The sequence below is a fragment of the Ensifer sp. Root127 genome (assembly GCF_001425225.1).
Classification (GTDB): Bacteria; Pseudomonadota; Alphaproteobacteria; order Rhizobiales; family Rhizobiaceae; genus Ensifer; species Ensifer canadensis.
The window spans coordinates 21,421-46,275 of the sequence record NZ_LMDX01000044.1 but is presented as its reverse complement, the minus strand read 5'-3'; the positions used below and the strand labels follow the sequence as shown (position 1 = coordinate 46,275).

Here is a 24,855-nt window from a genome sequence, read left to right as displayed (position 1 = left end):
GTGCTTGCCCCGGGATCCCATCGGCTCCCGGGGTCATTCTTATTTGGTCTCAGACGAGCGGCAGTGGCCCGTCGTTCTTGATCTCTTCCATGACAGCATAGGTGCGGGTTTCCTTGACGCCCGGCAGCGTCCACAGCACCTGGCCAAGGAAATTGCGGTAGGCCGCCATGTCCTCGAAGCGGGTCTTGACGAGATAGTCGAAGCCGCCGGCGACCATGTGACATTCGAGAACCGCCGGCGCCTGCTTGATCGCGATCGCGAACTGATCGAACACGTCGGGCGTCGTCTTGTCGAGCATGACCTCGATGAAGACGAGCAGGCCGAAGCCGAGCTTCTGCGGATCGAGACGGGCGCCGAAGCCCGAAACATACCCTTCCTTCAACAGCCGGCGCAGTCTTTCGCTTGTTGCCGTCGGTGACAGGCCGATGCGATCGGCAAGCTCCAGATTGGTGATCCGGCCATCCGCCTGCAGGATGTTGAGAATTCTACGGTCTATCTTGTCGATCTGATGCATCGTGCCGCCTCCCGCTCGCGCCTCAGGCGGCAAGTCGCGTTTCCGCGAGTTTCACCCAATAGGAAATCCCGTGCGGGATCGCTTCGTCGTTGAAGTCATAGCCCGGGTGGTGCAGCCCGGCGGTGTCGCCGTTGCCCATGAAAATGAAGGCCCCCGGGCGGGCGAGCAGCATGTAGGAGAAATCCTCGCCGCCCATCATCGGATCGAGCGACGGCCTGATATTGCCTTCGCCGGCAATTTCCGCCGCTGCCTTCAGCGCGTAGCCCGTCTCGTCCTCATGGTTGACGGTCACCGGATAGTTGCGGCTGTACCAGACATCGACGGTTGCGCCATAGACGTCGGCGATGCCTTCGGCGATCAGCCGGATGCGGGTCTCGCCGATATCGCGCACTTCGGGCTTCAGGGTGCGCACGGTGCCGCCGAGCACCGCCTCCTCCGGGATGACGTTGTGGGCAAAGCCGGCGTTGAATTTGGTGACCGAGACCACGACGGAAGCGAGCGGATCGACCGTTCTCGACGCGATTGTCTGCAATGCAGTGACGATCTGCGTGCCGATGACGATCGGGTCGATCGTCTTGTGCGGCTGGGCCGCATGGCCGCCACGGCCCTTGATGGTGATGGTGAACTCGTCGGTCGAGGCCATGATCGCGCCGACGCGGCTGCCGAAATGCCCGACGGGCATGCCAGGCATATTGTGCATGCCGTAGACTTCGGCGATGTCGAAGCGCTCCATCATGCCGTCCTTGACCATCTCGTTGCCGCCGCCGCCGCCTTCTTCTGCCGGCTGGAAGATGACCGCGACGCTGCCAGCGAAGTTGCGGGTCTCGGCCAGATATTTGGCCGCGCCGAGCAGCATGGCGGTGTGGCCGTCATGGCCGCAGGCGTGCATCTTGCCGGAAGTTTCCGACGCCCAGGACTTGCCTGATGTCTCGGTGATCGGCAGCGCATCCATGTCGGCGCGCAGGCCGATGGTGCGGCCAGCACCGAGATTGCCCTTGATCAGGCCGACGACGCCGGTCCGACCAAGGCCGGTCACGATTTCGTCAACGCCGAACTCCTTCAGTTTCATTTCGACGAAGGCTGCCGTATTTTCCACCGCGAACAGGAGCTCGGGGTTCTTGTGCAGATGACGCCGCCATTCGGTGACTTCGTTTTGCAGTTCGGCGGCGCGGTTGAGAATCGGCATGAGTTGAGTCCTGTCGGTCTGTTCGATCACATCTATCTGCGGTGGATTGGCGCAGCAGCCAACGAATGGGCTTTGCCATCTCCTCGCCATATAGGCTAAATAGCCGGACGAGACGAGGCAACAGCGGAATTTCGAGGACTATGGTGGTGACAGCAGGATTTTTCATGCGAGGCAAGGCAAGAGCAGTGGGTATCGTGGCCGGTGCCTGCGCGAGCCTTCTCATGGCTATGCCGGCGGTTGCCAATCCGCGGCTCGTCGTCGACGTCAATACGTTGAAGGTTTACGAGCATCAGGACATCTTCCAGAAATGGTATCCGGCGTCGCTGACCAAGCTGATGACGGCCTATACCACCTTCCGGGCGATCAAGTCGGGACAGTTGGCGCTGACAAGCCCTGTGGTGATGACCAAGAACGCCGCTTCGGAGCCGCCGAGCAAGATGTTCTACAAGCCCGGCCAGGCGATGACGCTCGACAGCGCGCTGAAGATGATGCTGGTGAAGTCGGCGAACGACGTGGCCGTGGCGATCGCCGAAACCGTTGGCGGTTCCGAGCCCGCCTTCATCGACAGGATGAATTCCGAAGCGCGCCGCATCGGCATGACGTCGTCGCATTTCATCAATGCCAACGGCCTGCCGGGGCCCGGCCAGTACACCACCGCGCGCGACCTTGCCGTGCTGGCGATCACGCTGAAGCGCGAGTTTCCCGAATACGCGTCCTATTTCTCGCTGGAAGGGTTCACCACCGGCAAGAAGGACTATGCGAACTACAACATGCTGATCGGCCGGTTCGAAGGCGCTGACGGCATGAAGACCGGTTTCATCTGCGCGTCCGGTTTCAACCAGGTCTCCTCGGCGACGCGTGATGGCCGCAGCGTCGTTTCCGTCGTGCTTGGCGAAGACAGCCTCGGCGCCCGTGCCGACGAATCCGCGCGCCTGCTGCAGACGGCGCTGACGACATCGGGAACAGCCAAGCCGTCGCTGGTACAGATCGCGCCTTATGGTGAAACGCGCGACCTGGTTGCCGATGTCAGCAAGCAGATCTGCTCGAAAGCGGCAGCCAAGGTGCGCAGCGAAGGGCGTGACGAAGCCGGGCGGCAGAAGCTGCTCTCGCCGTTCATCCACGAGATCGGCCGTCCGCTGAAGCTGGCCTTTGCCGGCCTCATCCCCGGCAGCGGCGACAAGCTGGCCAAGGTGGGCGCCGATCCGGCTGGCCAGGGCGATGTCGCCAATGTGCCGATCCCGGTGCCGCGGCCGAGCCTCTGATCGGAGTTTCCAATGGTTAGCCCACTGCCGGCCGTGCCGGTTTCGATCCTGACCGGTTTTCTCGGTGCGGGCAAAACGACGCTGCTGAACCGGCTTCTGAAGGACCCGGATCTCTCGGATACGGCCGTCATCATCAACGAATTCGGCGATGTCTCCATCGACCACCTGTTGGTGGAAGCCTCAAGCGACGGCGTCATCGAGCTTTCCGACGGCTGCCTGTGCTGCACGGTGCGCGGCGAGCTGGTGGATACGCTTGCCGACCTCATGGACCGGATGCAGACCGGCCGGATCAAGCCGCTGAAGCGCGTCGTCATCGAGACGACCGGACTTGCCGACCCGGCGCCGGTGCTGCAATCGGTGATCGGCAACCCGGTGATTGCCCAGAGTTTTCGTCTCGATGGCGTGGTGACTGTGGTGGATGCGGTCAACGGGCTGCAGACGCTTGCCAACCACGAGGAAGCTCTGAAGCAGGTCGCGGTCGCCGATCGCATCGTCATCAGCAAGGCGGACCTTGCCGACCAGGCACAATTGGACGAGTTACGGTTGCGACTGCGGGCGCTCAATCCGCGCGCGCCGTTCATTGATGGCGACAGTCCCGAAGCAGGGCGGGGCGCGCTCTTTGCCTGCGGCCTTTACGACCCGGCGTCGAAGATCGCCGATGTCGGCCGCTGGCTGCAGGACGAAGCCGATCATGGGCATCATCTCCACGATCAGCATCATCATGACGGCGACCACGGCCACCATCGCGATCATGATCACCACCACCACCACCACCACCACCATCATCACGATGCGACGCGCCACGGGGCGGACATCCGTTCGTTCAGCATCGTGCATGACAGGCCGATCGAGCCGATGGCGCTCGACATGTTCATCGATCTATTGCGCTCGGCCCATGGCGAGAAGCTGTTGCGGATGAAGGCGATTGTCGCAGTCTCCGACAATCCGGAGCGGCCGTTGGTCCTGCATGGCGTGCAGAATGTCTTTCACACGCCGGAGCGGCTGTCCGTCTGGCCGGATCCGGCTGATCGGCGCACGCGTATGGTGCTGATCACCAAGGGGTTGAGCGAAGCATTCGTGCGCGACCTTTTCGATGCCTTTACGGGCAAGCCACGCATTGATCGTCCCGACGCGCAGGCGCTTTCCGATAATCCTCTCGTGGTGCCTGGAATGAAATTCTAGAATTGTTTGCGTGACGCCGGCCGTCTTTTGCTGCAAATGGCGCGGGAAACGGTTAAAATCTGTAGTACTTTCGGGTGATGTTTCAGCAGGCGCATAAACATTTTTGGGCTAATATTTTGGCTTTACTTCTAACTTGCCGAAACCGCTCTGAGAATGGCGATGTTTGTGCCATGGACGCGTGGATTCACCAATCAACACGCGGTGTCAGATCTATAACTGCCTGTAAAGATTGAAGTCAACGAACCTTTGTCCGGTTTTTCCCATACGGTGCTTGTCGGCCTCTTAAATCAAAAAGGGCGAGTATTTGCGCGGTATTGTCGATGTTTAGTCCGCGGCTTTCGCCACGTCGGACCGATATTTCTGTGCTTGCCAAATTAACTAGAAGTTAGTGTCTTCTTTAAAACACTGATCTGATGAACTAGCATGTTTGTTGCGGAGGGAGAGCAACGACCATGTCGATATCAGTTGCATTTGTTGACGACCATCCGATCCTCCTGGAAGGACTGGTCAGCTTATATTCTGGAAAAAGTGACCTCGAGATCGTCGCGAAGGGCGAAAACGCGGTCGATGCTTTGAAAATAGTTGAAGAATTTTCACCTGAAGTTCTCGTGCTCGATTTGAGCATGCCCGGCGATGCCATTGCGGCTATCGAGCTGGTTACGCAAAAATACAAAGACACGCGGATCATCGTCTTCACCGCAAATTCAAGCATTGAAACCGCGATACAAGTCCTGAACTACGGGGTCTCTGGCTATGTGCTGAAGGGCAGCAGCGCCAGCGACCTGCACGAGGCCATACGCACGGTCTATGACGGTGAAACGTTCATCACGGCGGGGTTCGCGACCAAGGTCATCATGGCCATGAAGACAGCGGAAATCCGTCGGCGATCCCAGGCACAACGACGCCTGAGCCTGCGCGAAGAGCAGATCGTTCGCCATCTCATGCGTGGCAGCACCAACCGCGAAATAGCGGCCTGCCTCGATATCAGCGAAAAGACCGTCAAGCATTACATGACGGTGTTGATGCAGAAACTCGACGTCAGGAACCGTGTGGAAGTGGTGCTGGCGGCGCAGCGCCTGGATGTGTTGCCGGACGGCTCTGCCGAACGCAGCGCATCACGGCGCATCAACTAGCGCATGTCGCGCAAAGCGGTTTTGCGGTGACGACATGCTCTAGTGACGATCGAACGAGCCGCCGCTGTGATCGAGTGGCAGAACCGCTGTTACCACCGTTCCGCTCGCCCGGCGGATGGTACGCATGCGACCGCCAAATGCGCGAATGCGGCGCTTCTGCGTGATGGTGCCGAGCCCTGTGCGGCCGGTGCTGCGCACGGACACAGTCGTCGATGGTGCGGTGCCCACATCGGCCACGGTGATGAAGAGGCGGTTATGGCGCGTGCCGTAGCGCAGGTGCTGGCGGTTGCCCGGCGCATGTCGCTCGCTGTTCATCAGGGCTTCCTGGATGAAACGATAGACGCAGATGTTGAGGTGTGGATCGACCGTCTGCGAGGCGATCAGTCCGACAACATCGATCTCGCGGCCGATGACATCCACGTGCCGCCTTACCGCAAGCTGGATCGTGTCGCTGAGCGACATGTCGTCGAGCTCCGGCAGCACGAGATCGGTCGAAATGTTCCTCAGCTCCTCAAGTGCCGTCGTAACCGTACTGACCAGCTTGTCGATATCCTGCCGCCTTACCGGATCCGCTGACTGGCCGCCGATCGGTTGCGTGGCCATATCGCTCAGCCTCAGCTTCAGCAAGGTCAACAGCTGGACCGGACCATCGTGCAGATCCGTACCGATCTGGTCGAGGATCATCTCATTGAGCTTGCCGGCCTCGAGCCGCGCCGTTTCCGCAGCCCCACGCAGCCGTCGGTTCTGGTTGGAGAGTTCCAGCGCGCGTCGCAGGCTGTGGCGGATGGCGGCGTGTTGGCGATCGATGAGCAGGCTGCCGCTACGAACGATCAGGAAGAGGAGCGCCAGCATCGGGACCGAGACGAGAAGCACGATGCTGATCGTCTCCCGCCAGGCCGTCGACAGTTCGCCCACCAGGAAATCGGGGCGCTCGTAGAATTCACCGACCAACAGCACCTTGCCGGCTTCGTTTCGCACGAGCGGGGCGTAGACCTCGATGTACATGCCGCGCTGCTCGTCACCGGTGTATTCGTGTTTCTCGATCATCGTACGCGAAACGACGATCTCGCCCGCCAAGGCGCGCTGTAGCTCTTCGAAGACAACCTCCTCGTCGATCTCCTTGCCCGAAGTCGAATACATCAGGCTTCCGTCTGGCCCCCAGATCTTCAGCTCGTGGACATGCTGGCCGAGCGCGCTGGTGCCCAGCAGCTGCTTGAGTTTGTCTTCGACGAATGGCGGCAGCACGCCGCGTTTGATGTCCTCCTCGGAGATCAGCGGCGCAACAAATGTCTGGAGATAGGCAGCGCCGAGCGAGCCGACGCTATTGAAGACGGTCTTTTCCAGACGGTTCGTCGTCCAGACCGCGAGTGCGATCATCAACGCCACAACGACGAAGGAGGCAATGATGATGAACTGCACCTCAAGCCGCAGTCGCTGGAATGTCGACAGCAGGTTTCTCAAGGTTGCTGCCTGGCGCAGGTTCAGCAGGAAGGTTTGCTTGGCGGTTTCTGTGTCGTTCCCAACGGAGTCCATGAAATTTGCCCGATCACCTGCTAGTGTTTTTATGTTCCCTGTTCTTTAAAAATGCGACCGCCAATTCCGGCATCACAGGCAAAAAACGCGATAAATCGGATTTCGCACGCTGGTTGTCAGTTTGGCAGACATTCACTCTGTACGATCCTGCAAAATCTAGCGGCGACTAAGGTCCGACTCTAGGGGACCTTAGTCGGTGGTCGAACGGGCCTTTGGTCGCGAAAATCACACGACGTTATTCGTCGCGCTGACGACGGCTTCGCTGCGCGTCCAATTCTTCCACCATGGTCTCACCTGATCACCGGGGGTGGCGATAGCACCGTTCCGCTCGAGAATGACGATCCGTTGCTCATAGGGGTGGCTGGCCAGTTCGCAACCGCGGACGATATTCCGATCCATTTTGCGCTTCATCGCCCTCATCCGCTCCACTGAGGACCGCGACGACGATTGCCCTATCAACACGGCCACGCCTTTCGTCAAGGAAACCCGACCCACGGGCGCATGCGTCGCATCAGGTCTGCCAGCGCGAACGCATTACACAAGGGACGCGGTGCGGACGGTTCAAGACCAAGGACGCTGCTGTTTGGCTTCAAGCGCCCTTGCGGATCAGAAAGCGATAACCGCCGTCGGCCGGCGAGGCCGCTTCGAGGCTGTGGCCGTCTTCCCGGCAGAAATGCGGGATATCGATCACCGCCATCGGATCGGTCGTCTCGATCTCGAGCAGCGCGCCTGCAGCCATGGAGGCGATGCGTTTGCGCGCCTTCAAAACGGGAAGGGGGCACTTAAGCCCCCTGAGGTCGTAAATCGTCTTCTCTTCGCCAGGCATCAATTGCCCCAGATCTTCCAGAACGGCCGCTTCTTCGGTGGCTGCTCCACGGCAACAGGCGCTTCGGCTGCAGGCTCGACGGCGCCTTCGGCATTTGCCGATGCCACGGCGGTCGTCTCGGGCTGAACCTTTTGCTGGGCTCCAGCCGACCGTGTCTGCTTTGCCGCTGTGCCTGCCGGTTGTGTCTGCGGCTGAACGGCAGCCTGTTGCTCCGGAGCTTCGGCGACGGGTGCCGGTGCCTGTTCTGCGGGTTCGCTCCTGGAGAACAGGCTCCAGAAGGATTTCTTGGCCGGCTGCTCGACGGCTGCCTGCAGCACGGGCTGGGGGATCGGGTTGGCGGCCGGAACCGGCACATGGGTGCCACCCTGTGTCGCCTTTTCCAGTTCCTTCTTCTGGATCTCGACAGCCAGCTTGGTTTCTTCGGCTTCCTTCTGCGCGGCTAGCTTCTTTTCGAGGTCGCTTGCCTTCATCAGCTTGCCGGCATCGATCGAATTGCCGGTCGGCGCGTAGGCAAGCTCGCGGCCGGTGCGCTGCTTGGCGACGATCGCCTTGCGCTCGGCCTCGCTCGGCTCATACCAGACCATGCCGTCATACTTCTTCATGGCCTTGTCGTAGTCGAGCTTATAGCCCTTTTCGAAAGTCGACATGGCCATCTGCAAGGCAGGTGGGGTCGACATCGCCGGGCACGTGCCGCCCGGGTTGAAGGCGGCGCTGCCCTGCTGGTTGAAGACGTATTTCTTCTCGCAGACATTGATTTCCGGAGGACGCTTGGTGACTTCGAACTGATCGTAGCCGACCTTCAACATGTTCCAGAAATCGATGTTGGGATTGTTGCGATGACGCGCCATGTTCTCGGCGGTCATGCGGAAAGGAAATGCCTGCAGCTGGACGCTCTGCTGTCCGCCCTTGAAGGCGTCGCGCGCCATGGCGAAAATCTCGATCATCTGCTCGTCGGTCATCGAGTAGCAGCCGGACGACGAACAGGCGCCGTGGATCATCAGATGCGTACCCTGACGGCCGTTGGCGCGGTCATAGGTGTTGGGGTAGCCGGTGTTGATCGCCAGATAGTATTTCGAGTTGGGATTCAGCTGCTGCGGGAACAGCGGATAGAAGCCCTCCGGCGCCTGACGGTCGCCTTCTTTCACCTTCGGACCAAGTTTGCCCGACCAGGCGCAAATCTTGTAGCTCTTCAAGAGCTGGAAGCGGTTGGACGTGTTGGCCTTCCAGACTTCGAGCGTGCCTTCTTCCTTGAAGATGCGCAGCGCGATCGGGGATGTCTTCTGCATCCCGAGCTCGCTCATCTTGGCGCTCATCTTGCTCGAGAGCTGATATTCGGTCTTGTTCTTGACAGTCGAAAGATCGACCGTCGCCGTATCCAGGGCATCGTTGGTGCAGCCGGCAAGCAGCGCGGCGACAGCGGCGGTGGCTACAAGGTTTCTCAAGCGCATCGGCGAAAGCCCGTTCAAACCAAAATTCGTCAGTGAGAGCCGCGTTCGCAGAAGGGCCCTTAGGGAATCAGTAAGCCATTATACTTCACGAATTCTTAACCCTGCAGGGCACGCTGCGCACGCCGTTGTTCATGACCGTACGAATATGGCCAAGATTTGGCCACAGTCCGATTTGTGGTTGCGAATTTTCGGCGAACAATCGCGTCGGATCAGAGGTTCCGGCCGATATTCAGGTACTTCTGTCGGCGATCGGTGCGCAATTCGTCGCCGTTGCGTCCGGACAATTCCTTCAGAGCGTCGGCAATCACCGTTCCGGTGCGGGCGATCACCGATTGCGGATCGCGGTGCGCGCCACCGACAGGCTCGGGAATGATGCCGTCGATCACGCCGAGCGCCTTCAGGTCCTCTGAGGTGATCTTCATGTTGCTGGCGGCTTCCTTGGCGCGGGTCGAATCGCGCCAGAGGATCGAGGCTGCGCCTTCCGGCGAGATGACGCTGTAGATCGCATGCTCGAGCATATAGACGCGGTTGCCGGTGGCGATCGCGATTGCGCCGCCGGAGCCGCCTTCGCCGATGACGACGGTGACGATCGGCACGCGCACGTTCAGGCACATTTCCGTCGAGCGGGCGATGGCTTCCGCCTGGCCGCGTTCTTCCGCGCCGACGCCGGGATAGGCACCGGCGGTGTCGATCAGCGTGATCAGCGGCAGGCCGAAGCGGTCGGCCATTTCCATGACCCGGATCGCCTTGCGGTAGCCTTCAGGGCGCGGGCTGCCGAAGTTGTGCTTGATGCGCGACTTGGTATCGCTGCCTTTTTCCTGACCGAGGACGGCGACAGGCATGCCGCGAAAACGCGCAAGCCCGGCCTGGATGGCCTCGTCATTGCCATAGTTGCGGTCGCCGGCAAGCGACGTGAACTCGGTGAACAGTTCCGAGGCGTAATCGAGGAAATGCGGACGCGAGGGGTGGCGGGCGACCTGGGTCTTCTGCCACGGCGTCAGCTTCGAATAGATCTCGGCCATCGCATCGCGGACCCGTGTCTCGAGCCGTTCGACCTCATCCGAAGTGTTCACACTCTCGTCTTCGCCAGCGAGCTTCTTCAGTTCGAGAATCTTGCCTTCGAGGTCGGAGATAGGTTTTTCGAAATCGAGATAGTTGTGCATGAGATGCGTTTCCGATCGTTTTGCCACAAGGATCTGCCGGCCGAAACCAGCCTGCCCGGCGGTCCTAATCCTGTTTTTTCGCCTGTTTGGCAAGAGGGTGATGGTTTTGCACGAGGTCGTGCAGCCGTTCTTCCAGAACATGTGTATAGATTTGTGTCGTCGAAATGTCCGAGTGACCCAACAGTTCCTGGACGGCACGAAGGTCGGCGCCGTTGGCAAGCAGGTGGCTGGCGAAGGCATGACGCAGCACATGCGGCGAGATCGTCGCCACGCGGATGCCGGCACGCGCCGCCAGTGATTTCAGGTCGCGGGCAAAGACCTGGCGGGGGAGAAAACCTGCCTTTGCCGTTGACGGAAACAGCCACGGGCTTTCGCGCTCGCCCCTGTCGGCTTTTGCCGTTTCTTCTTCGAGGGCTGCCCCATAAAGACGCATCGCGCGGATCGCGGCCTGGGAGAGCGGCACCAGCCGCTCCTTGTTGCCCTTGCCACGGACGACGAGAAAGCGCCCGTTCTGGGCGAGCACGCTTGCGGGCAGCGACACCAGTTCGCTGACACGCATGCCGGTGGCATAAAGAAGCTCCATCAAAGCGTGCATGCGCAGCTTGGAAAGCCGCTCCGGTCCGCCTGCCGTCGCCTCGGCTTCGGTCTCGGCCCGGCCGATCAGTCGTGACACGTCGTCGATGCTCAGCGTCTTCGGCAGGCTTCTACCCTTTTTGGGCGCATCGAGTATGCCTGTCGGGTCGTCGGTGCGCAGGCCTTCTGCATAGAGGAATTTGTAGAACTGCCTGAGCGCCGACAGCCTGCGCGCCTGCGAGGACGGCTTGAAGCCTTGGCCCGCCAGATGGGCGAGATAATGCCGGAGATCGTCGGTCGCCGCACTCGTCAGCCCCGTTCCGCGGCCGCGCATGTGGGACAAGGCGTCTTCCAGATCGCGCTCGTAGGATTGCAGCGTATTGACGGCGGCGCCGCGTTCGGCGCTCATCATTTCGAGGAAGGCCTCGACGTGTGCCGCGGAAAGATCGCTCATTGTGTCTTGTTGACCCGTTCGGATGGGATCTTCACGGTCACGTTGCGCTCGACCGGCTCGACGAAGGTGACGAGCGCGATCATCGTGCCGTAGATCAGCCCGGCGATGACGCCGCAGAAGAACAGGAACCGGAAGAGGGTGGGCATTTCAGTTTCCTCCGCAGGATCCCTTAAACCGGAACGAATTTAAGGATAAAATCATGCAGCCGTTGAATGTGCTGGGGCAACCGTGTGCGCGCTGGACCGGACGCGCCGCACTTTGGTAGATGCCCGATCTATATGAACGCCCCTTTCGCCAAGTTCAAGAAGCATGCACGGACGCGCGCGACGGCTTGACGCTCCACCCCGATTTGTCGATACCGGAAGGGAATGGGGAATAAGAAGTCCAATGAACGACGTGATCGAACCGGTTTCCGCGACGCTTGCCGAACGGGCGAAGCTTGCGCTCGGTAAACGCAATCTCGTTTTCATCGGCCTGATGGGCGCCGGAAAATCCGCGATCGGCCGGTTGGCGGCGCAGGCGCTCGGCATTCCCTTCGTCGATTCCGACCACGAGATCGAGCGCGTCTCGCGCATGACGATCAGCGATCTCTTTGCCCGCTACGGCGAGGACGAATTTCGGGCGCTGGAAGCACGTGTGTTGAAACGCCTGCTGCGCACCGGCCCCCGTGTCGTTTCCACCGGCGGCGGCGCCTATATCAACGAGCGATCGCGCCGCCAGATCAAGCGCGGCGGCTTGACGATCTGGCTCAATGCCGAATTGGACGTGCTCTGGGAGCGGGTCAACAAGCGCGACACACGTCCTCTGTTGAAGACCGAGAACCCCAAGCAGACGCTCGAAAACCTGATGCGCGCCCGCTACCCGATCTACGCCGAAGCCGATCTGACGGTGATGTCGCGCGATGTGAGCAAGGAGACGATGGTGGAGGACGTTCTCACCGCCGTCATAGATTTCCGGAAAGTGCCAAATGATGAATAGCCATGTGATGCCTGCTGCCGAGCGCAAGGTTCGCGTCGATCTCGGTGATCGTTCCTATGACATTCTGATCGGTCCGGGGCTGATCGCTGCTGCCGGCAACGAGATCGCCTCGCGCCTCAAGGGGCGCAAGGTGGCCGTCATCACCGACGAAAACGTCGGTCCGCGCTATCTCGAACCGCTGATGGCGAGCCTGAAGCAGAGAGACATCGAAGCCGTGTCGCTGGTGTTGCCGGCGGGCGAAAAGACCAAGAGTTTCGAGCATCTCATTCCCGCCTGCGAAGCCATACTCGGTGCACGGATCGAGCGCAACGACGCGGTGATCGCGCTTGGCGGCGGTGTCATCGGCGACCTGACCGGCTTTGCGGCCGGTATCGTGCGTCGCGGCTCGCGCTTCATCCAGATCCCGACATCGCTGCTGGCGCAGGTCGATTCCTCGGTCGGCGGCAAGACCGGTATCAATTCGCCGCACGGCAAGAACCTGATCGGCGTTTTCCACCAGCCGGATCTGGTGCTTGCCGACACGGATGTGCTCGACACGCTGAGCCCGCGCGAATTCCGCGCCGGCTATGCCGAGGTTGCGAAATACGGGCTGATCGACAAGCCGGACTTCTTCGCCTGGCTGGAGAAAAACTGGCAGGCGGTGTTTTCCGGCGGGGCTGCGCGCATCGAGGCAATCGCAGTGAGCTGCCAGGCCAAGGCCGATGTCGTGGCGGCGGACGAGCGCGAGAACGGTTTGCGTGCACTGCTCAACCTCGGCCACACCTTCGGCCACGCGCTGGAAGCCGCCACCGAATACGACAGCGCCCGCCTGGTGCATGGCGAGGGCGTGGCGATCGGCATGGTGCTGGCGCATCAATTCTCGACGCGCATGAACCTTGCGAGCGCCGATGATGCGAGCCGGGTCGAAACGCACTTGAGAGCCGTCGGCCTGCCGACGCGCATGACCGAAATCCCCGGTAGCCTGCCGCCGGCTGAAAAGCTGATGGACGCGATTGCCCAGGACAAGAAGGTCAAGGGCGGCAAGCTCACCTTCATCCTGACCCGGGGCATCGGCCAGTCCTTCGTCGCCGACGATGTGCCGGCCTCCGAGGTCCTGAGCTTCCTGAGGGAAAAGCACCCGCAATGACCGGCGAAGCATTCCTGGCATTTCTCGGCGAATACTGGCTGTCGATTGCCGCGGTCTTCTGCCTGCTATTGTTTTCCGCTTTCTTTTCGGGCTCCGAAACGGCTCTGACTGCGGCTTCGCGCTCGCGCATGCATTCGCTTGAGAACAATGGCGACGAGCGGGCGGGTATCGTCAATCGCCTGATCGAGCGCCGCGATCGGCTGATCGGCGCGCTTTTGATCGGCAACAACCTCGTCAACATTCTCGCCTCGTCCTTGACGACGAGCCTGTTGATCGGCCTGCTCGGCAATTCGGGCGTGGCGATCGCCACGGTCGTCATGACCGTGCTGTTGGTAATTTTTTCCGAAGTGCTGCCGAAGAGTTGGGCGATTGCGTCGCCGGATCGCTTTGCACTTGCCGTCGCGCCGCTGGTTCGCCCCTTCGTCGCCGTGGCCGGGCCGCTGTCGAGCCTTGTCAACGGCATCGTGCGGCGCATCCTGTTTCTCTTCGGCGTCAACCTTTCGTCCGACATGTCGATGCTTTCGGCGCATGACGAGCTGCGCGGCGCAGTCGACCTGCTGCACCGCGAAGGCTCGGTCATCAAGGCCGACCGGGATCGGCTCGGCGGCGTGCTCGATCTCGGGGAACTCGAGATTTCCGACATCATGATCCACCGCACCAATATGCGGGCGATCAACGCCGACGATCCGCCTGAAATCTGCGTGCGCGATATCCTGCAGAGCCCGTTCACGCGCCTGCCGCTGTGGCGGAGCTCCACCGACAACATCATCGGGGTGGTGCATTCGAAAGATTTGCTGCGCGCGCTTGCCGAGCCGGATGTCGAGCCGGAAAACCTCGACATCGTCAAGATCGCGCAGAAACCCTGGTTCGTCCCCGACACGACCAACCTCAAGGACCAGCTCAACGCCTTCCTGCGCCGCAAGCTGCATCTTGCTATCGTCGTCGACGAATACGGTCAGGTTCAGGGACTGGTGACGCTGGAGGATATTCTGGAGGAGATCGTCGGTGATATCGCCGACGAGCACGATCTCGATATCCAGGGTGTTCGCCAGGAGGCAGACGGGTCCATCGTGGTCGACGGCTCGGTGCCGATCCGTGACCTCAACCGTGCGCTCGACTGGTCACTGCCGGATGAGGAAGCGACGACGGTCGCCGGTTTGGTGATCCACGAGTCGAAAAGCATCCCGGAGGAGCGCCAGGCCTTCACCTTCCATGGCAAGCGCTTCATCGTGATGAAGCGGGTGAAGAACCGGATCACGAAACTCAGGATCCGCCCGGCCGAGGACCAGACGCCGATCGGCTGATGCCTACCAGCGCGTCGGCTCACCGGGGGCTGCAGGCTCGACGGCCAGCGCGTGCAGGCCGGCGTCGAGTTCGGGCTTCAACAGGTCGTTGATGGCGCGATGGCGCGCCACTCGGCTCATGCCGGCAAAGGCGTCGGCAACGATGCGGACCCGCATGTGGGTTTCGCCGCCGCCGTCGAAATCAGGATGATGACCCGCATGCAGGTGGCTCTCGTTGATCACGGCCAGCCGTTCGGGGTGGAAGGCTTCGGTCAATTTCTGTTCGATCGTGTCCCGCAGCGACATTCTTCCGTCCCATTTCCTTGGTTGCTGGATGCCCTTATGTTGGTCGGGTCCGGCAGCGCGGCCTAGGCGGCGCAAAATGCCCGCACAAAGCCAGCAACATTCCGCTTTGTCAATTCTTGTTGTGGCCCCGGCCAACCCCCATAATGAGCGCCATGAGACTCGATTCAAAATACTTCGATCGCATTCGGACACGGCGCAAGGTCGAGCCGCGCGCAGAGCCGGCCGCCCCCACCTGTCAGTGGGACGGCTGCGACAAGAAGGGCGTTCATCGCGCACCCGTCGGCCGCAACGCCGAGGGGCAGTATTTCATGTTCTGCTTCGAGCATGTGAAGGAATACAACAAGGGCTACAACTACTTCTCCGGTCTGTCCGACAGCGAAGTCGCGCGCTATCAGAAGGAAGCGGTGACCGGGCATCGTCCGACTTGGACGGTCGGCGTCAACAAGAATGCCAAGAATAGTCCGACCCAATCGCAGACCCGTTCGGGCTCTGCCGGGGCGCAGGCGCGCATGCGCGATCCCTTCGGGTTCGTCAGTGAGGCAAAAGCGCGCGCCGGCCGTCCTGAGCCGCGCCAGCGCAAGCTGAAGACGCTCGAAGCCAAGGCCTATGAAACGCTCGGCCTTAGCGCTTCGGCGACAGCCAGCGATATCAAGGCGGCCTACAAGGATCTGGTCAAGAAACACCACCCTGATGCCAATGGCGGGGACAGGGGATCGGAGGAGCGTTTTCGCGCAGTAATTCAAGCCTACCAATTGTTAAAACAGGCTGGTTTCTGCTAACAACGCGGATTATTACAGAAGCACTTTTGCAGGCGAATGCGCGGGTGCCGTCCGGTGGCCGCTCTGGAGACATGATGAGCAAGATTGACCTCGACATTTCCAACCTCCCCGACACAACCGTCTCGGTTCGGGACGTTTTCGGCATTGACACGGATTTGCGCGTTCCCGCCTACTCGAAGGCCGACGCCTACGTGCCGGATCTCGATCCGGACTACCTCTTCGACCGCGAAACCACGCTCGCCATTCTCGCAGGCTTTGCCCATAACCGACGCGTGATGGTCTCGGGTTATCACGGAACCGGTAAGTCCACCCACATCGAGCAGGTCGCAGCGCGCCTCAACTGGCCGTGCGTGCGCGTCAACCTCGACAGCCATGTCAGCCGTATCGACCTCGTCGGCAAGGACGCGATCGTCGTCAAGGACGGCCTGCAGGTCACCGAGTTCAAGGACGGCATCCTTCCCTGGGCCTACCAGCACAACGTCGCGCTCGTCTTCGACGAATACGATGCCGGCCGCCCGGACGTGATGTTCGTCATTCAGCGCGTGCTGGAATCCTCCGGCCGCCTGACGCTGCTCGACCAGAGCCGCGTCATTCGTCCGCACCCGGCATTCCGCCTGTTTGCAACCGCCAACACGGTCGGTCTCGGCGATACCACCGGCCTCTACCATGGCACGCAGCAGATCAACCAGGCGCAGATGGACCGTTGGTCGATCGTGACGACGCTCAACTACCTGCCGCATGACAAGGAAGTCGATATCGTCGCCGCCAAGGTCAAGGGCTTTACCGCCGACAAGGGCCGCGAGACGGTATCGAAGATGGTGCGCGTTGCCGATCTTACCCGCGCCGCCTTCATCAATGGCGACCTGTCGACGGTCATGAGCCCGCGTACGGTCATCACCTGGGCCGAGAACGCCTATATCTTCGGCGATATCGCCTTTGCCTTCCGCGTGACCTTCCTCAACAAGTGCGACGAGCTGGAGCGGGCGCTTGTCGCCGAGCATTATCAGCGCGCTTTCGGCATCGAGCTGAAGGAAAGCGCTGCCAACATCGTGCTTGAAGCCACCGCCTGATCCATCGTCCGTCTTTCCCCGGGAAAGGCGGACTTGTGACCCTGTGGCAAACTCGATGATGCCCCACCAGGCATCATCGCATCTGGCTGAAGAAGGAACTGTCGTGAGCTCGAACTCCAAGGCAAAGCCGACCACGCGCGAAAATGCAGCCGAACCGTTCAAGCGGGCGCTTTCCGGCTGCATCCGATCGATCGCGGGCGATGCCGAGGTCGAGGTGGCTTTTGCCAACGAGCGACCGGGCATAACAGGCGAACGCATCCGTCTGCCCGAAATCTCCAAGCGGCCGACGCGGCAGGAACTTGCCGTGACGCGCGGTCTCGGCGACAGCATGGCGCTGCGCAAGGCCTGTCATGACGCACGCGTCCACGCGACGATGTCGCCGCAGGGCGCCGACGCGCGGGTGATCTTCGATGCCGTCGAGCAAGCGCGTGTCGAGGCGATCGGCTCGCTGCGCATGGAAGGCGTTGCCAAGAACCTGAGCTCGATGCTCGAAGAGAAATATTCCAAGGCCAATTTCGGCGCGATCAGCAAGCAGGCCGATGCACCGCTCGGCGAGGCTGTTGCTTTGCTGGTGCGCGAGAAGCTGACCGGCGAGAAGCCGCCGGCATCCGCCGGTAAGGTGCTCGATCTCTGGCGCGACTTCATCGAGGAGAAGGCTGCCGGCGACATCAAGAATCTGTCGTCGACGCTCAACGACCAGCAGGCTTTCGCCCGCGTCGTGCGCGATATGCTGACATCGATGGATGTTGCCGAGAAATACGGCGACGACGACATCGAGCCGGACGAGCAGGAAAGCGAGACCGACGAGGATCAGCCGCGCAGCCAGGAGCAGGACGAAAACGCCAGCGACGAGGAAGCCGGCGACGATGCGGCCCCTGCCGACGAAAACCAGGCTGCTGAAGAGCAGATGGAAGAAGGCGAGATGGACGGCGCGGAGATCTCCGACGACGACCTGCAGGACGAGGGTGACGAGGACAGCGAGACGCCCGGCGAGGTCAAGCGCCCGAACCAGCCGTTTGCCGACTTCAACGAGAAAGTCGACTACACCGTCTTCACCCGCGAGTTCGACGAGACCATCGCCTCGGAAGAGCTCTGCGACGAGGCGGAACTCGACCGGCTGCGCGCGTTCCTCGACAAGCAGCTCTCGCACCTTCAAGGTGCCGTCGGGCGGCTTGCAAACCGGCTACAGCGCCGCCTGATGGCGCAGCAGAACCGCTCTTGGGAGTTCGACCTGGAAGAGGGCTATCTCGACACTGCGCGCCTGCAGCGCATCGTCATCGATCCGATGCAGCCGCTGTCGTTCAAGCGCGAGAAGGATACCAATTTCCGCGATACGGTCGTGACCCTCCTGATCGACAATTCCGGCTCCATGCGCGGCCGGCCGATCACGGTTGCCGCGACCTGCGCCGACATCCTTGCGCGCACGCTGGAGCGCTGCGGCGTCAAGGTCGAGATCCTTGGCTTTACCACCAAGGCGTGGAAGGGCGGGCAATCGCGTGAGAAGTGGCTGGCCGGTGGCAAGCCACAATCGCCGGGCCGCCTCAACGATCTGCGCCATATCATCTACAAGTCGGCCGATGCGCCGTGGCGGCGTGCACGCCGCAATCTCGGCCTGATGATGCGCGAGGGCTTGCTCAAGGAAAACATCGACGGCGAGGCGCTGATCTGGGCGCATGAGCGCCTGATGGCGCGGCGCGAGCAGCGCCGCATCCTGATGATGATTTCCGATGGCGCGCCGGTCGACGACTCGACGCTGTCGGTCAATCCGGGCAACTATCTCGAACGGCACCTGCGTGCCGTGATCGAGCAGATCGAGACGCGCTCGCCGGTCGAGCTTTTGGCAATCGGCATCGGTCACGACGTAACGCGCTATTATCGCCGCGCCGTGACCATCGTCGATGCGGATGAACTGGCCGGCGCGATGACCGAGCAGCTCGCCGATCTGTTCGAAGACGAAAGCATGCGCCGCCGTCCGGGGCGCATGCGCCGCGCTAGCTAATCTTTCGCGAAACCGGGGCGACCGTCTGTCGCCCCGTTCATCCCCTAGGCCGCTGCCGCGGTTGCCATCTCCTCCCCGCCTATTCTGCCCGCCCGAAGGAACTCCCCCAGATGCTTGGCCGCGGTCTCCTCGTTCTTTCCCTGTTGGCCTCGACCGGCGTGGCTTTGGCCGCCGGCGGCAGCGAGACGCTGCCCATTCGCAGCCGGCAGATAGACCCATTCAAGGTCGGCTCCAACCAGACGCGGTTCGGTCAGCTGGAATTCATCGGCGGCCTGGAGATGACGTCTTCCAATGCGCTGTTCGGCGCCGTATCCGCGATCCGATTCCGGCCGGATGGCACCTCCTTCGTCGCCGTCATGGATACGGGGCATTGGCTCGAAGGGGCGGTGATCCGTGATGCGAACGGCAGGCTTTCCGGTCTCACGGACCTGACGGCAACACCGATGGCGGACAGGAGCGGCGCGGTCGGGCTGGAGAAATGGAAGGTGGATTCCGAAGGTCTGGCACTGCGCGAGGGCGAGGTGATCGTCAGCTACGAGCAGGCCCACCGCATCGATATCTACCCGGATCCGGGTTTCTCGACTTCGGGGCCGGTCGGCAGCATGCCGCTGCCATTTCCAACAACCGAGCTGCGCAACAATGGCGGGCTTGAGACCGTGGCGATTTCGCCGAAGGATGGCCCGCTCGGCGGCGCTGCCGTCACCGTGTCCGAGCGCAGCGTCGACAAGGCGGACAATCTTCTGGCAGGCATTCTCGATGGCCCGATGAAGGGCGCCTTTGCCGTTACCCGTACCGATCCCTACGCCGTTACCGACGGCGCTTTCCTGCCCGATGGCGACCTTCTGCTGCTGGAACGTCGGTTCAACTTCGCCTCCGGTCTCGGCATGCGCATCCGCCGCATTCCGGGAGCCAGCATTCGGCCTGGCGCCGTGGTCGACGGCGACGTCATTCTCGAAGCCGACATGGGCTATCAGATCGACAACATGGAGGGCCTCGACGTGGTCGCTGGCGCCAGTGGCGATGTCCGCGTCATCGTCATCTCCGATGACAACCACTCGATCCTCGAGCGCAATCTGATGCTGGAATTCCGCCTGATCAAATGAAAACGGGGCCATTCGGCCCCGTCATCAATCACTTGTTCTGCTGCTGCATGTTTCCTGAAATCGTATTCGATTTAAGGATCAAAACATGCAGCAATTCAAAGTGCTACAGCGACCTTTGCGCGTCTATAAGACGCGCTGCGCTGTAGTATCAGGCTGTCGCCTTGCCTGATGGCATCGGCTTGATCACGCTCATCAGCGCGCCGTAGGGCAAAAGCATGATGATGCCGCAGAGGATCTTCACCGTCAGGTCGCCGAGCGCCCAGGAGATCCAGCGCGGAGCCTCGGTCGCAAGGATGCCGAGCAGCGGTGCTGTCTCCAGCGCAAAGCTGTCATTCGGCCCAAAGAACACGAAGAACGGCGCAAAGGCGAAGGAGAAGAACATGGCCGTGTCGAGCGCCGAGCCGATCAGCGAGCCTGCCAGCGGCGCATGCCACCAGCTCTGGCGGCGGAGCTTGTTGAACACGGAGATATCAAGCAGCTGGCCGAACAGGAAGGCGGAGCCGGAAGCGATGGCGATGCGCGGCGTCGCTGCGAAGAAGGACAGAACGATCGCCACGAGGAAGCCGACAACGACGACACGACGCGCAATGCGCGGGCCGAAATGGCGGTTGGTCAGGTCGGTGACGAGGAACGCGAAGGGATAGCTGAAGGCACCCCAGGTCAGGAGGTCGCCGAGCTGCATGCCGGCGATCGAGCCCGGCAGCGGATACTGAACGAGGAAGTTTGAGGCCACGACCACCAAGGTCATGAACGCGACATAGATGAAGAACGTGCGGTTGATCAGCATTTTTTTATCCTGGGAGATGCCACCAGTTGAGCGGAAGCCAGGCTTGAACGCCGGGCCGATGAAAATCTGCAAATTAAACACGAGAAAAAGGCTTGCCGGATAAACCCGCAAGCCTTTTTAAAGTCGTGTCGAAGACAGACGCTGGCGCTGATTAAGCGGCAGCGGCTTCAGCGTTCTTCTTGACGATCTGACGGCGCAGCAGGCGAGCGCGCATGCTCAGCTCGTTCTCGTCGGCCTTCACGAGGAAAGCGTCAAGACCACCGCGGTGTTCAACCGAGCGGAGAGCCGCTGCGGAAACGCGCAGGCGGAAGCGCTGGCCGAGAGCATCGGAAATCAGCGTGACGTTGCACAGGTTCGGAAGGAACTTGCGCTTGGTCTTGTTGTTGGCGTGGCTGACATTGTTGCCCGACTGGACGCCCTTGCCGGTCAATTCGCAACTACGGGACATGGTACACCTATTCTCTTTATCGCCGCCGGACGATGCGGTAGCGGGCCCAGAGCCCAGGCCGCGTTCCTGTTGGCCATTATTGGAAAGTTGCGGTTCTATAGTCAGAGACAGCCCGCCCGTCAAGCCAAACCTCTTGCATTCTCGGAAAACCGCCGTTTCTCCCGGCTGTTTCTGCATCAGGCAAGCTCGATCGCGGCCACAATAATGCTTCACGCGAGTCATTCCAAGCTGATTTACGATGCGCTATCTGTTGTCCTGCGGATGCAGCAGAGGTCCATGATGCGGTAGCGTTCCGGCCGCCGGATCTGTCGGAAAAGGCGTAGAAAAGCCGTAAACGACCTGCATTCCAAGGCATGGCGACGGCATTCGAGTAATGGATCTCTCAGGGCATGAAGTTGCGCATCGGTTCTCGCGCGGTAGCGCTGTTGTCAGTGGCAATGTTTTCCACAGCATCGCTTGCTGCAGATATCGAACATCAGACGGATTACAGCATCTCGCTTGCCGGTTTGCCGCTTGCGAGAGCGTCGTTCCATACGGCGCTTGTAAAGAATCGCTACACGATATCAGGAACGCTGCATTCGGCCGGCCTCGTCGACATTTTCAGCCGGACTTCGGGGCAGACCCGTGTTTCCGGCGTCATCGGCCGCGACTATCTGCGCGCAAACGAATATTCGATGTCCTATCGCAGCGGCAAGAAGGGCCGGGCGATCAGCGTCACCTACAGCAACGGCAACGTCGTGCATGCCAGCATGAATCCGAAGCGCACGCCGCTGCCGAAGAACTGGGTGCCGGTGACCTCGCGCGACATGCGCAACGTGCTCGATCCCTTGTCCGGCCTTATCATTCCCGGTAATGCCCGCGTCTGCCCCAATACCCTTCCGATCTTCGACGGCGAATCGCGTCTCGACATCAAGCTGTCGGCGAGGGGGACCAGGCCGTTCAAGACCAAGGGATTCGAAGGCGAGGTGATCGTCTGCGGCATCCGCTTTGTTCCGAAGGCGGGCTACAAGAAGGGGCGCGAAGACGTCGAATATCTCAGGCAGCTGCAGACCATGGAAATCTGGTTTGCCAAATCTGATGTCGTCGATGTCTATGCGCCCGTCTATGTGCGCATCCCGACCAAGCTTGGCCCCGTGACGGTTTCCGCGACGCGATTCGGCGGTTGATCCACCGAATGGTGGAGATTATCACTAACATTTCACGCCGAGTACTAACATTTCGCGCCGAGTCGTGATTTTATCCGCGCCGGTTTCCGCTACAGCGCAGCGCGTCAAACGTGACGTGCTGCGCTGTAGCGCTTGAAGCTTGCTGCATAATTTTCTCCTTAAATCGATTCCGATCTAAGGAATTATGCAGTTGGAGGCTGCACGAGGGGATAAGACATGAAATTCAAGGCAACGTTGATCGGTGCAACCGCCATTTTGATGTGGTCGCTCCTGGCGCTGTTTACCGCTGCATCCGGCAAGATGCCGCCGTTCCAGTTGTCAGCCATCTGTTTCCTCATCGGCAGCATTCCGGGGGTCGTCGTTCTCGCGCTGAAGCCGGAGCGGCTGGCGCTGTTGAAGCAGCCGGCGAAGGTCTGGATCACCGGCATCGCCGGTCTTTTCGGTTATCACTTTCTCTACTTTACCGCACTTCGCAACGCGCCGGCTGTCGAAGCCGGTCTGATCGCCTATCTCTGGCCGCTGCTGATCGTCGTCGGCTCTGCCCTATTGCCGGGCGAGCGGCTGCGCTGGTACCACGTTGCCGGCGCTTTTGCCGGCCTGATGGGAACGATCATGATCATCGCCCGCAACGGTATCGCCTTTGACGACGCCTATCTGATGGGGTACGGCGCAGCCCTGCTGTGCGCCTTCACCTGGTCCGGTTATTCGCTGCTGACGCGCCGCTTCGAGGCGGTCTCGACCGACGTCGTCACCGGCTTCTGCCTGGCGACATCGCTTCTCTCGTTCGTCTGCCATCTTGGTCTCGAGACGACCGTCTGGCCGGAAACGACGTTCGAGTGGCTGGCGGTTGCGGGCCTCGGCCTGCTGCCGGTCGGTGCCGCCTTCTATGCCTGGGACTTCGGCGTCAAGAACGGCAATATCCAGCTGCTCGGCGTTGCCAGCTACGCCGCACCGGTTCTGTCGACGCTGATCCTCATCCTGTTCGGTTTTGCCGAGCCGTCATGGCGTATCGCCGCCGCATGCCTTTTCGTGACGGGCGGCGCGGTGCTGGCGGCCAAGGACATGATCTTTCGTAAGGCGCGCACGGCGGTGCAGCCGGCAGAGTAACCTTCCGGGCGGAAAACCGCTTCACACTTTTCCTGAAAATGCTCTATTTCTCAGGCGGCGCCCAGTCGGGGGCCGCCATCTCGAAGACTGAGAAATCGAAGCCCGGCGCCACCGTGCAGCCGACAAGCGTCCAGTCGCCGAGCGAGACGGCGGATTGCCACCAGTTGGGCGGCACGAGCCCCTGTGGGCGCTCGCCGCCGAGAATGCCGGGGCCGAGGCGCAGAACCGTTGCAGGCTCGCTGTCGGCGGCAATGCTGAGCTCCAGCGGCGCGCCAGCATAGTGATGCCAGACCTCGGCGGCGTCACGTACCCGATGCCAGTGCGAGCGCTCGCCGCGCTCCAGCAGATAGTAGATCGCCGTCGAGTGGCCGCGCGGCCCGCCGTTGGCGTCGCGGAAGGTCTGCACATACCAGCCCCCTTCGGGGTGGCGCGTCAGCCCAAGGATCTCGATGATGGCGCCCGGCGTCAGTTCCTGATCGGCCGTCATCAGAAATTATCCTTGCGCTTGCGGATTTCGGCAAAGACAGCCGCATCGGTCGCCCCTTCCATGCCGAGATGCGCGCGGATCTTCGGGTCGGCGGCGCGCAGGAACGGGTTGGTGCGCCTTTCGAGGCCGATGGTCGTCGGCGCCGTAAAGCCGCCATCGCAGCGGGTTTCTTCGATCTCGGCCGCACGCTCCCTCAATGCATCATTGTCCGGGTCGATCGTCACGGCGAAATGGGCGTTCGACAGCGTGTATTCGTGGCCGAAATAAACAGTAGTGTCGTCGGGCAGGGCGAGAAGTCGGCTGAGCGACTGCCACATCGTTTCCGGCGTTCCCTCGAACAGGCGGCCGCAGCCGAGCGCAAACAGGGTGTCGGCGGCAAAGAGCAGCTTATCCTCAGGAAGGTGGAAACAGATATGGCCGGCGGTGTGGCCGGGCGTCTCGATGACGTCGACCGGGTGGCCGGCAAAATCGAAGCGTTCAGCGTGACGCACGCTCCTGTCGATGCCGGGGATATTGGCCGCCTCTGCCGCCGGCCCGATGATGGTGGCGCCGAAACGATCCTTGAGCGCGACGTTGGCCGCGACATGGTCTCCGTGGTGATGGGTGGTGAGGATATGGGTGAGCGTCCAGCCACGCCGCTCCAGGGCCTCCAGGATCGGCTGCTCCTCGGGCGCGTCGATCGAGGCGGTGGCGCCGCTTACCGGATCGTGCAGCAGCACGCCGAAATTGTCGGTGCGGCAAAGAAAGAGGTCAAGTTCGAGCGCGGCCATGGCGTGTCTTCCGATCGGGCTTCTGCTGCAGGCGCCTTCGATCGCGGTCGATCAAAGGACAAATCATGCGGCGAGTTTAACGCTACAGCGCCCCTTTGCACGCTCTATGAGCATGCGGTGCTGTGGTGACTGCCGCCGAATGTAGCGAGGCTTGCCTTGAAGTCTACCGCTT

26 protein-coding genes are annotated in these 24,855 nt (G+C 61.2%); 12 read left to right on the top strand and 14 right to left on the bottom strand.

Going from position 1 to position 24,855, the window contains the following annotated elements; translation table 11 throughout:
- Nucleotides 1-49 precede the first annotated feature (49 nt).
- Nucleotides 50-514, bottom strand: a complete 465-nt coding sequence (locus ASD03_RS29940; RefSeq protein ID WP_025424674.1) for an Lrp/AsnC ligand binding domain-containing protein — start codon at nucleotides 512-514, stop codon at nucleotides 50-52.
- 22 nt (nucleotides 515-536) lie between these two features.
- Nucleotides 537-1,700, bottom strand: a complete 1,164-nt coding sequence (locus ASD03_RS29935; protein ID WP_025424673.1) for a M20 aminoacylase family protein — start codon at nucleotides 1,698-1,700, stop codon at nucleotides 537-539.
- Between the two features lie 191 nt (nucleotides 1,701-1,891).
- Between ASD03_RS29935 and ASD03_RS29930 the strand changes: the two genes are divergently transcribed.
- The 3 genes from ASD03_RS29930 to ASD03_RS29920 all read left to right on the top strand — a co-directional run bounded on the left by ASD03_RS29930 (nucleotide 1,892) and on the right by ASD03_RS29920 (nucleotide 5,277).
- Complete coding sequence (locus ASD03_RS29930) at nucleotides 1,892-2,962, top strand: D-alanyl-D-alanine carboxypeptidase family protein (RefSeq protein WP_025424672.1); 1,071 nt, start codon at nucleotides 1,892-1,894, stop codon at nucleotides 2,960-2,962.
- Nucleotides 2,963-2,974: 12 nt separating this feature from the next.
- Nucleotides 2,975-4,144 (top strand): GTP-binding protein, encoded by a 1,170-nt coding sequence (locus tag ASD03_RS29925; RefSeq protein ID WP_057217891.1) that lies wholly within the window; start codon nucleotides 2,975-2,977, stop codon nucleotides 4,142-4,144.
- Between the two features lie 452 nt (nucleotides 4,145-4,596).
- Nucleotides 4,597-5,277: a response regulator transcription factor gene (locus tag ASD03_RS29920; RefSeq protein ID WP_025424670.1), complete on the top strand. Its 681-nt coding sequence runs from the start codon at nucleotides 4,597-4,599 to the stop codon at nucleotides 5,275-5,277.
- A gap of 39 nt (nucleotides 5,278-5,316) precedes the next feature.
- Here ASD03_RS29920 and ASD03_RS29915 read toward each other — a convergent pair whose 3' ends face one another.
- From ASD03_RS29915 to ASD03_RS40075, 7 genes are all read right to left on the bottom strand, one after another.
- Nucleotides 5,317-6,810 (bottom strand): histidine kinase, encoded by a 1,494-nt coding sequence (locus ASD03_RS29915; RefSeq protein ID WP_025424669.1) that lies wholly within the window; start codon nucleotides 6,808-6,810, stop codon nucleotides 5,317-5,319.
- A gap of 225 nt (nucleotides 6,811-7,035) precedes the next feature.
- Entirely contained in the window at nucleotides 7,036-7,221 is a 186-nt protein-coding gene (locus ASD03_RS29910; RefSeq protein WP_025424668.1) for a hypothetical protein, read from the bottom strand.
- 178 nt (nucleotides 7,222-7,399) lie between these two features.
- Nucleotides 7,400-7,636, bottom strand: coding sequence for a sulfurtransferase TusA family protein (locus ASD03_RS29905; RefSeq protein ID WP_025424667.1), 237 nt, complete (start codon nucleotides 7,634-7,636; stop codon nucleotides 7,400-7,402).
- On the bottom strand, nucleotides 7,636-9,084 hold the full coding sequence (locus tag ASD03_RS29900; RefSeq protein WP_025424666.1) for a murein L,D-transpeptidase family protein: 1,449 nt from the start codon (nucleotides 9,082-9,084) through the stop codon (nucleotides 7,636-7,638). The genes ASD03_RS29905 and ASD03_RS29900 overlap by 1 nt, the downstream gene beginning before the upstream one ends.
- Before the next feature lie 209 nt (nucleotides 9,085-9,293).
- On the bottom strand, nucleotides 9,294-10,247 hold the full coding sequence (locus tag ASD03_RS29895; RefSeq protein ID WP_025424665.1) for an acetyl-CoA carboxylase carboxyltransferase subunit alpha: 954 nt from the start codon (nucleotides 10,245-10,247) through the stop codon (nucleotides 9,294-9,296).
- 64 nt (nucleotides 10,248-10,311) lie between these two features.
- Nucleotides 10,312-11,274 (bottom strand): site-specific tyrosine recombinase XerD, encoded by a 963-nt coding sequence (gene xerD, locus ASD03_RS29890; protein WP_025424664.1) that lies wholly within the window; start codon nucleotides 11,272-11,274, stop codon nucleotides 10,312-10,314.
- The gene (locus ASD03_RS40075) at nucleotides 11,271-11,420 is read right to left on the bottom strand and encodes a hypothetical protein (RefSeq protein WP_025424663.1); all 150 of its coding nucleotides are present in this window, start codon (nucleotides 11,418-11,420) and stop codon (nucleotides 11,271-11,273) included. The genes xerD and ASD03_RS40075 overlap by 4 nt, the downstream gene beginning before the upstream one ends.
- A 241-nt stretch (nucleotides 11,421-11,661) precedes the next feature.
- On the opposite strand from ASD03_RS40075, the gene ASD03_RS29885 reads away from it, so the two are divergent.
- The 3 genes from ASD03_RS29885 to ASD03_RS29875 are packed head-to-tail and all read left to right on the top strand — an operon-like array spanning nucleotide 11,662 to nucleotide 14,682.
- Entirely contained in the window at nucleotides 11,662-12,252 is a 591-nt protein-coding gene (locus ASD03_RS29885; RefSeq protein WP_025424662.1) for a shikimate kinase, read from the top strand.
- Nucleotides 12,245-13,378, top strand: a complete 1,134-nt coding sequence (aroB, locus tag ASD03_RS29880) for a 3-dehydroquinate synthase (RefSeq protein WP_025424661.1) — start codon at nucleotides 12,245-12,247, stop codon at nucleotides 13,376-13,378. The genes ASD03_RS29885 and aroB overlap by 8 nt, the downstream gene beginning before the upstream one ends.
- Nucleotides 13,375-14,682 carry an HlyC/CorC family transporter gene (locus ASD03_RS29875; RefSeq protein WP_025424660.1) on the top strand — a complete coding sequence of 436 codons (1,308 nt, stop codon included), beginning with the start codon at nucleotides 13,375-13,377 and terminating at the stop codon, nucleotides 14,680-14,682. Before aroB ends, ASD03_RS29875 begins: the two co-directional genes overlap by 4 nt.
- A 3-nt stretch (nucleotides 14,683-14,685) precedes the next feature.
- On the opposite strand, the gene ASD03_RS29870 is transcribed toward ASD03_RS29875, so the two are convergent.
- Nucleotides 14,686-14,967, bottom strand: a complete 282-nt coding sequence (locus ASD03_RS29870; protein ID WP_057217890.1) for a BolA family transcriptional regulator — start codon at nucleotides 14,965-14,967, stop codon at nucleotides 14,686-14,688.
- Nucleotides 14,968-15,110: 143 nt separating this feature from the next.
- On the opposite strand from ASD03_RS29870, the gene ASD03_RS29865 reads away from it, so the two are divergent.
- The 4 genes from ASD03_RS29865 to ASD03_RS29850 all read left to right on the top strand — a co-directional run bounded on the left by ASD03_RS29865 (nucleotide 15,111) and on the right by ASD03_RS29850 (nucleotide 19,918).
- Nucleotides 15,111-15,746, top strand: coding sequence for a J domain-containing protein (locus ASD03_RS29865; protein ID WP_025424658.1), 636 nt, complete (start codon nucleotides 15,111-15,113; stop codon nucleotides 15,744-15,746).
- Nucleotides 15,747-15,820: 74 nt separating this feature from the next.
- Nucleotides 15,821-16,816 (top strand): cobaltochelatase subunit CobS, encoded by a 996-nt coding sequence (gene cobS, locus ASD03_RS29860; RefSeq protein ID WP_025424657.1) that lies wholly within the window; start codon nucleotides 15,821-15,823, stop codon nucleotides 16,814-16,816.
- Nucleotides 16,817-16,919: 103 nt separating this feature from the next.
- Complete coding sequence (gene cobT, locus ASD03_RS29855) at nucleotides 16,920-18,815, top strand: cobaltochelatase subunit CobT (RefSeq protein WP_025424656.1); 1,896 nt, start codon at nucleotides 16,920-16,922, stop codon at nucleotides 18,813-18,815.
- Between the two features lie 110 nt (nucleotides 18,816-18,925).
- The gene (locus ASD03_RS29850) at nucleotides 18,926-19,918 is read left to right on the top strand and encodes an esterase-like activity of phytase family protein (RefSeq protein WP_025424655.1); all 993 of its coding nucleotides are present in this window, start codon (nucleotides 18,926-18,928) and stop codon (nucleotides 19,916-19,918) included.
- 148 nt (nucleotides 19,919-20,066) lie between these two features.
- Here ASD03_RS29850 and ASD03_RS29845 read toward each other — a convergent pair whose 3' ends face one another.
- Nucleotides 20,067-20,705 carry a queuosine precursor transporter gene (locus ASD03_RS29845; protein ID WP_025424654.1) on the bottom strand — a complete coding sequence of 213 codons (639 nt, stop codon included), beginning with the start codon at nucleotides 20,703-20,705 and terminating at the stop codon, nucleotides 20,067-20,069.
- A 151-nt stretch (nucleotides 20,706-20,856) separates the two neighbouring features.
- Entirely contained in the window at nucleotides 20,857-21,153 is a 297-nt protein-coding gene (gene rpmB, locus ASD03_RS29840; RefSeq protein WP_025424653.1) for a 50S ribosomal protein L28, read from the bottom strand.
- A 389-nt stretch (nucleotides 21,154-21,542) separates the two neighbouring features.
- On the opposite strand from rpmB, the gene ASD03_RS29835 reads away from it, so the two are divergent.
- Both ASD03_RS29835 and ASD03_RS29830 read left to right on the top strand, forming a co-directional pair.
- Nucleotides 21,543-22,319, top strand: coding sequence for a DUF3108 domain-containing protein (locus ASD03_RS29835; RefSeq protein WP_025424652.1), 777 nt, complete (start codon nucleotides 21,543-21,545; stop codon nucleotides 22,317-22,319).
- Between the two features lie 216 nt (nucleotides 22,320-22,535).
- Complete coding sequence (locus ASD03_RS29830) at nucleotides 22,536-23,426, top strand: EamA family transporter (protein WP_025424651.1); 891 nt, start codon at nucleotides 22,536-22,538, stop codon at nucleotides 23,424-23,426.
- A 43-nt stretch (nucleotides 23,427-23,469) separates the two neighbouring features.
- On the opposite strand, the gene ASD03_RS29825 is transcribed toward ASD03_RS29830, so the two are convergent.
- Together ASD03_RS29825 and gloB are read right to left on the bottom strand one after the other, a co-directional pair.
- Nucleotides 23,470-23,913, bottom strand: coding sequence for a cupin domain-containing protein (locus ASD03_RS29825; protein ID WP_057217889.1), 444 nt, complete (start codon nucleotides 23,911-23,913; stop codon nucleotides 23,470-23,472).
- Nucleotides 23,913-24,683 carry a hydroxyacylglutathione hydrolase gene (gloB, locus tag ASD03_RS29820; RefSeq protein ID WP_025424649.1) on the bottom strand — a complete coding sequence of 257 codons (771 nt, stop codon included), beginning with the start codon at nucleotides 24,681-24,683 and terminating at the stop codon, nucleotides 23,913-23,915. Before gloB ends, ASD03_RS29825 begins: the two co-directional genes overlap by 1 nt.
- Between the last annotated feature and the right edge of the window lie 172 nt (nucleotides 24,684-24,855).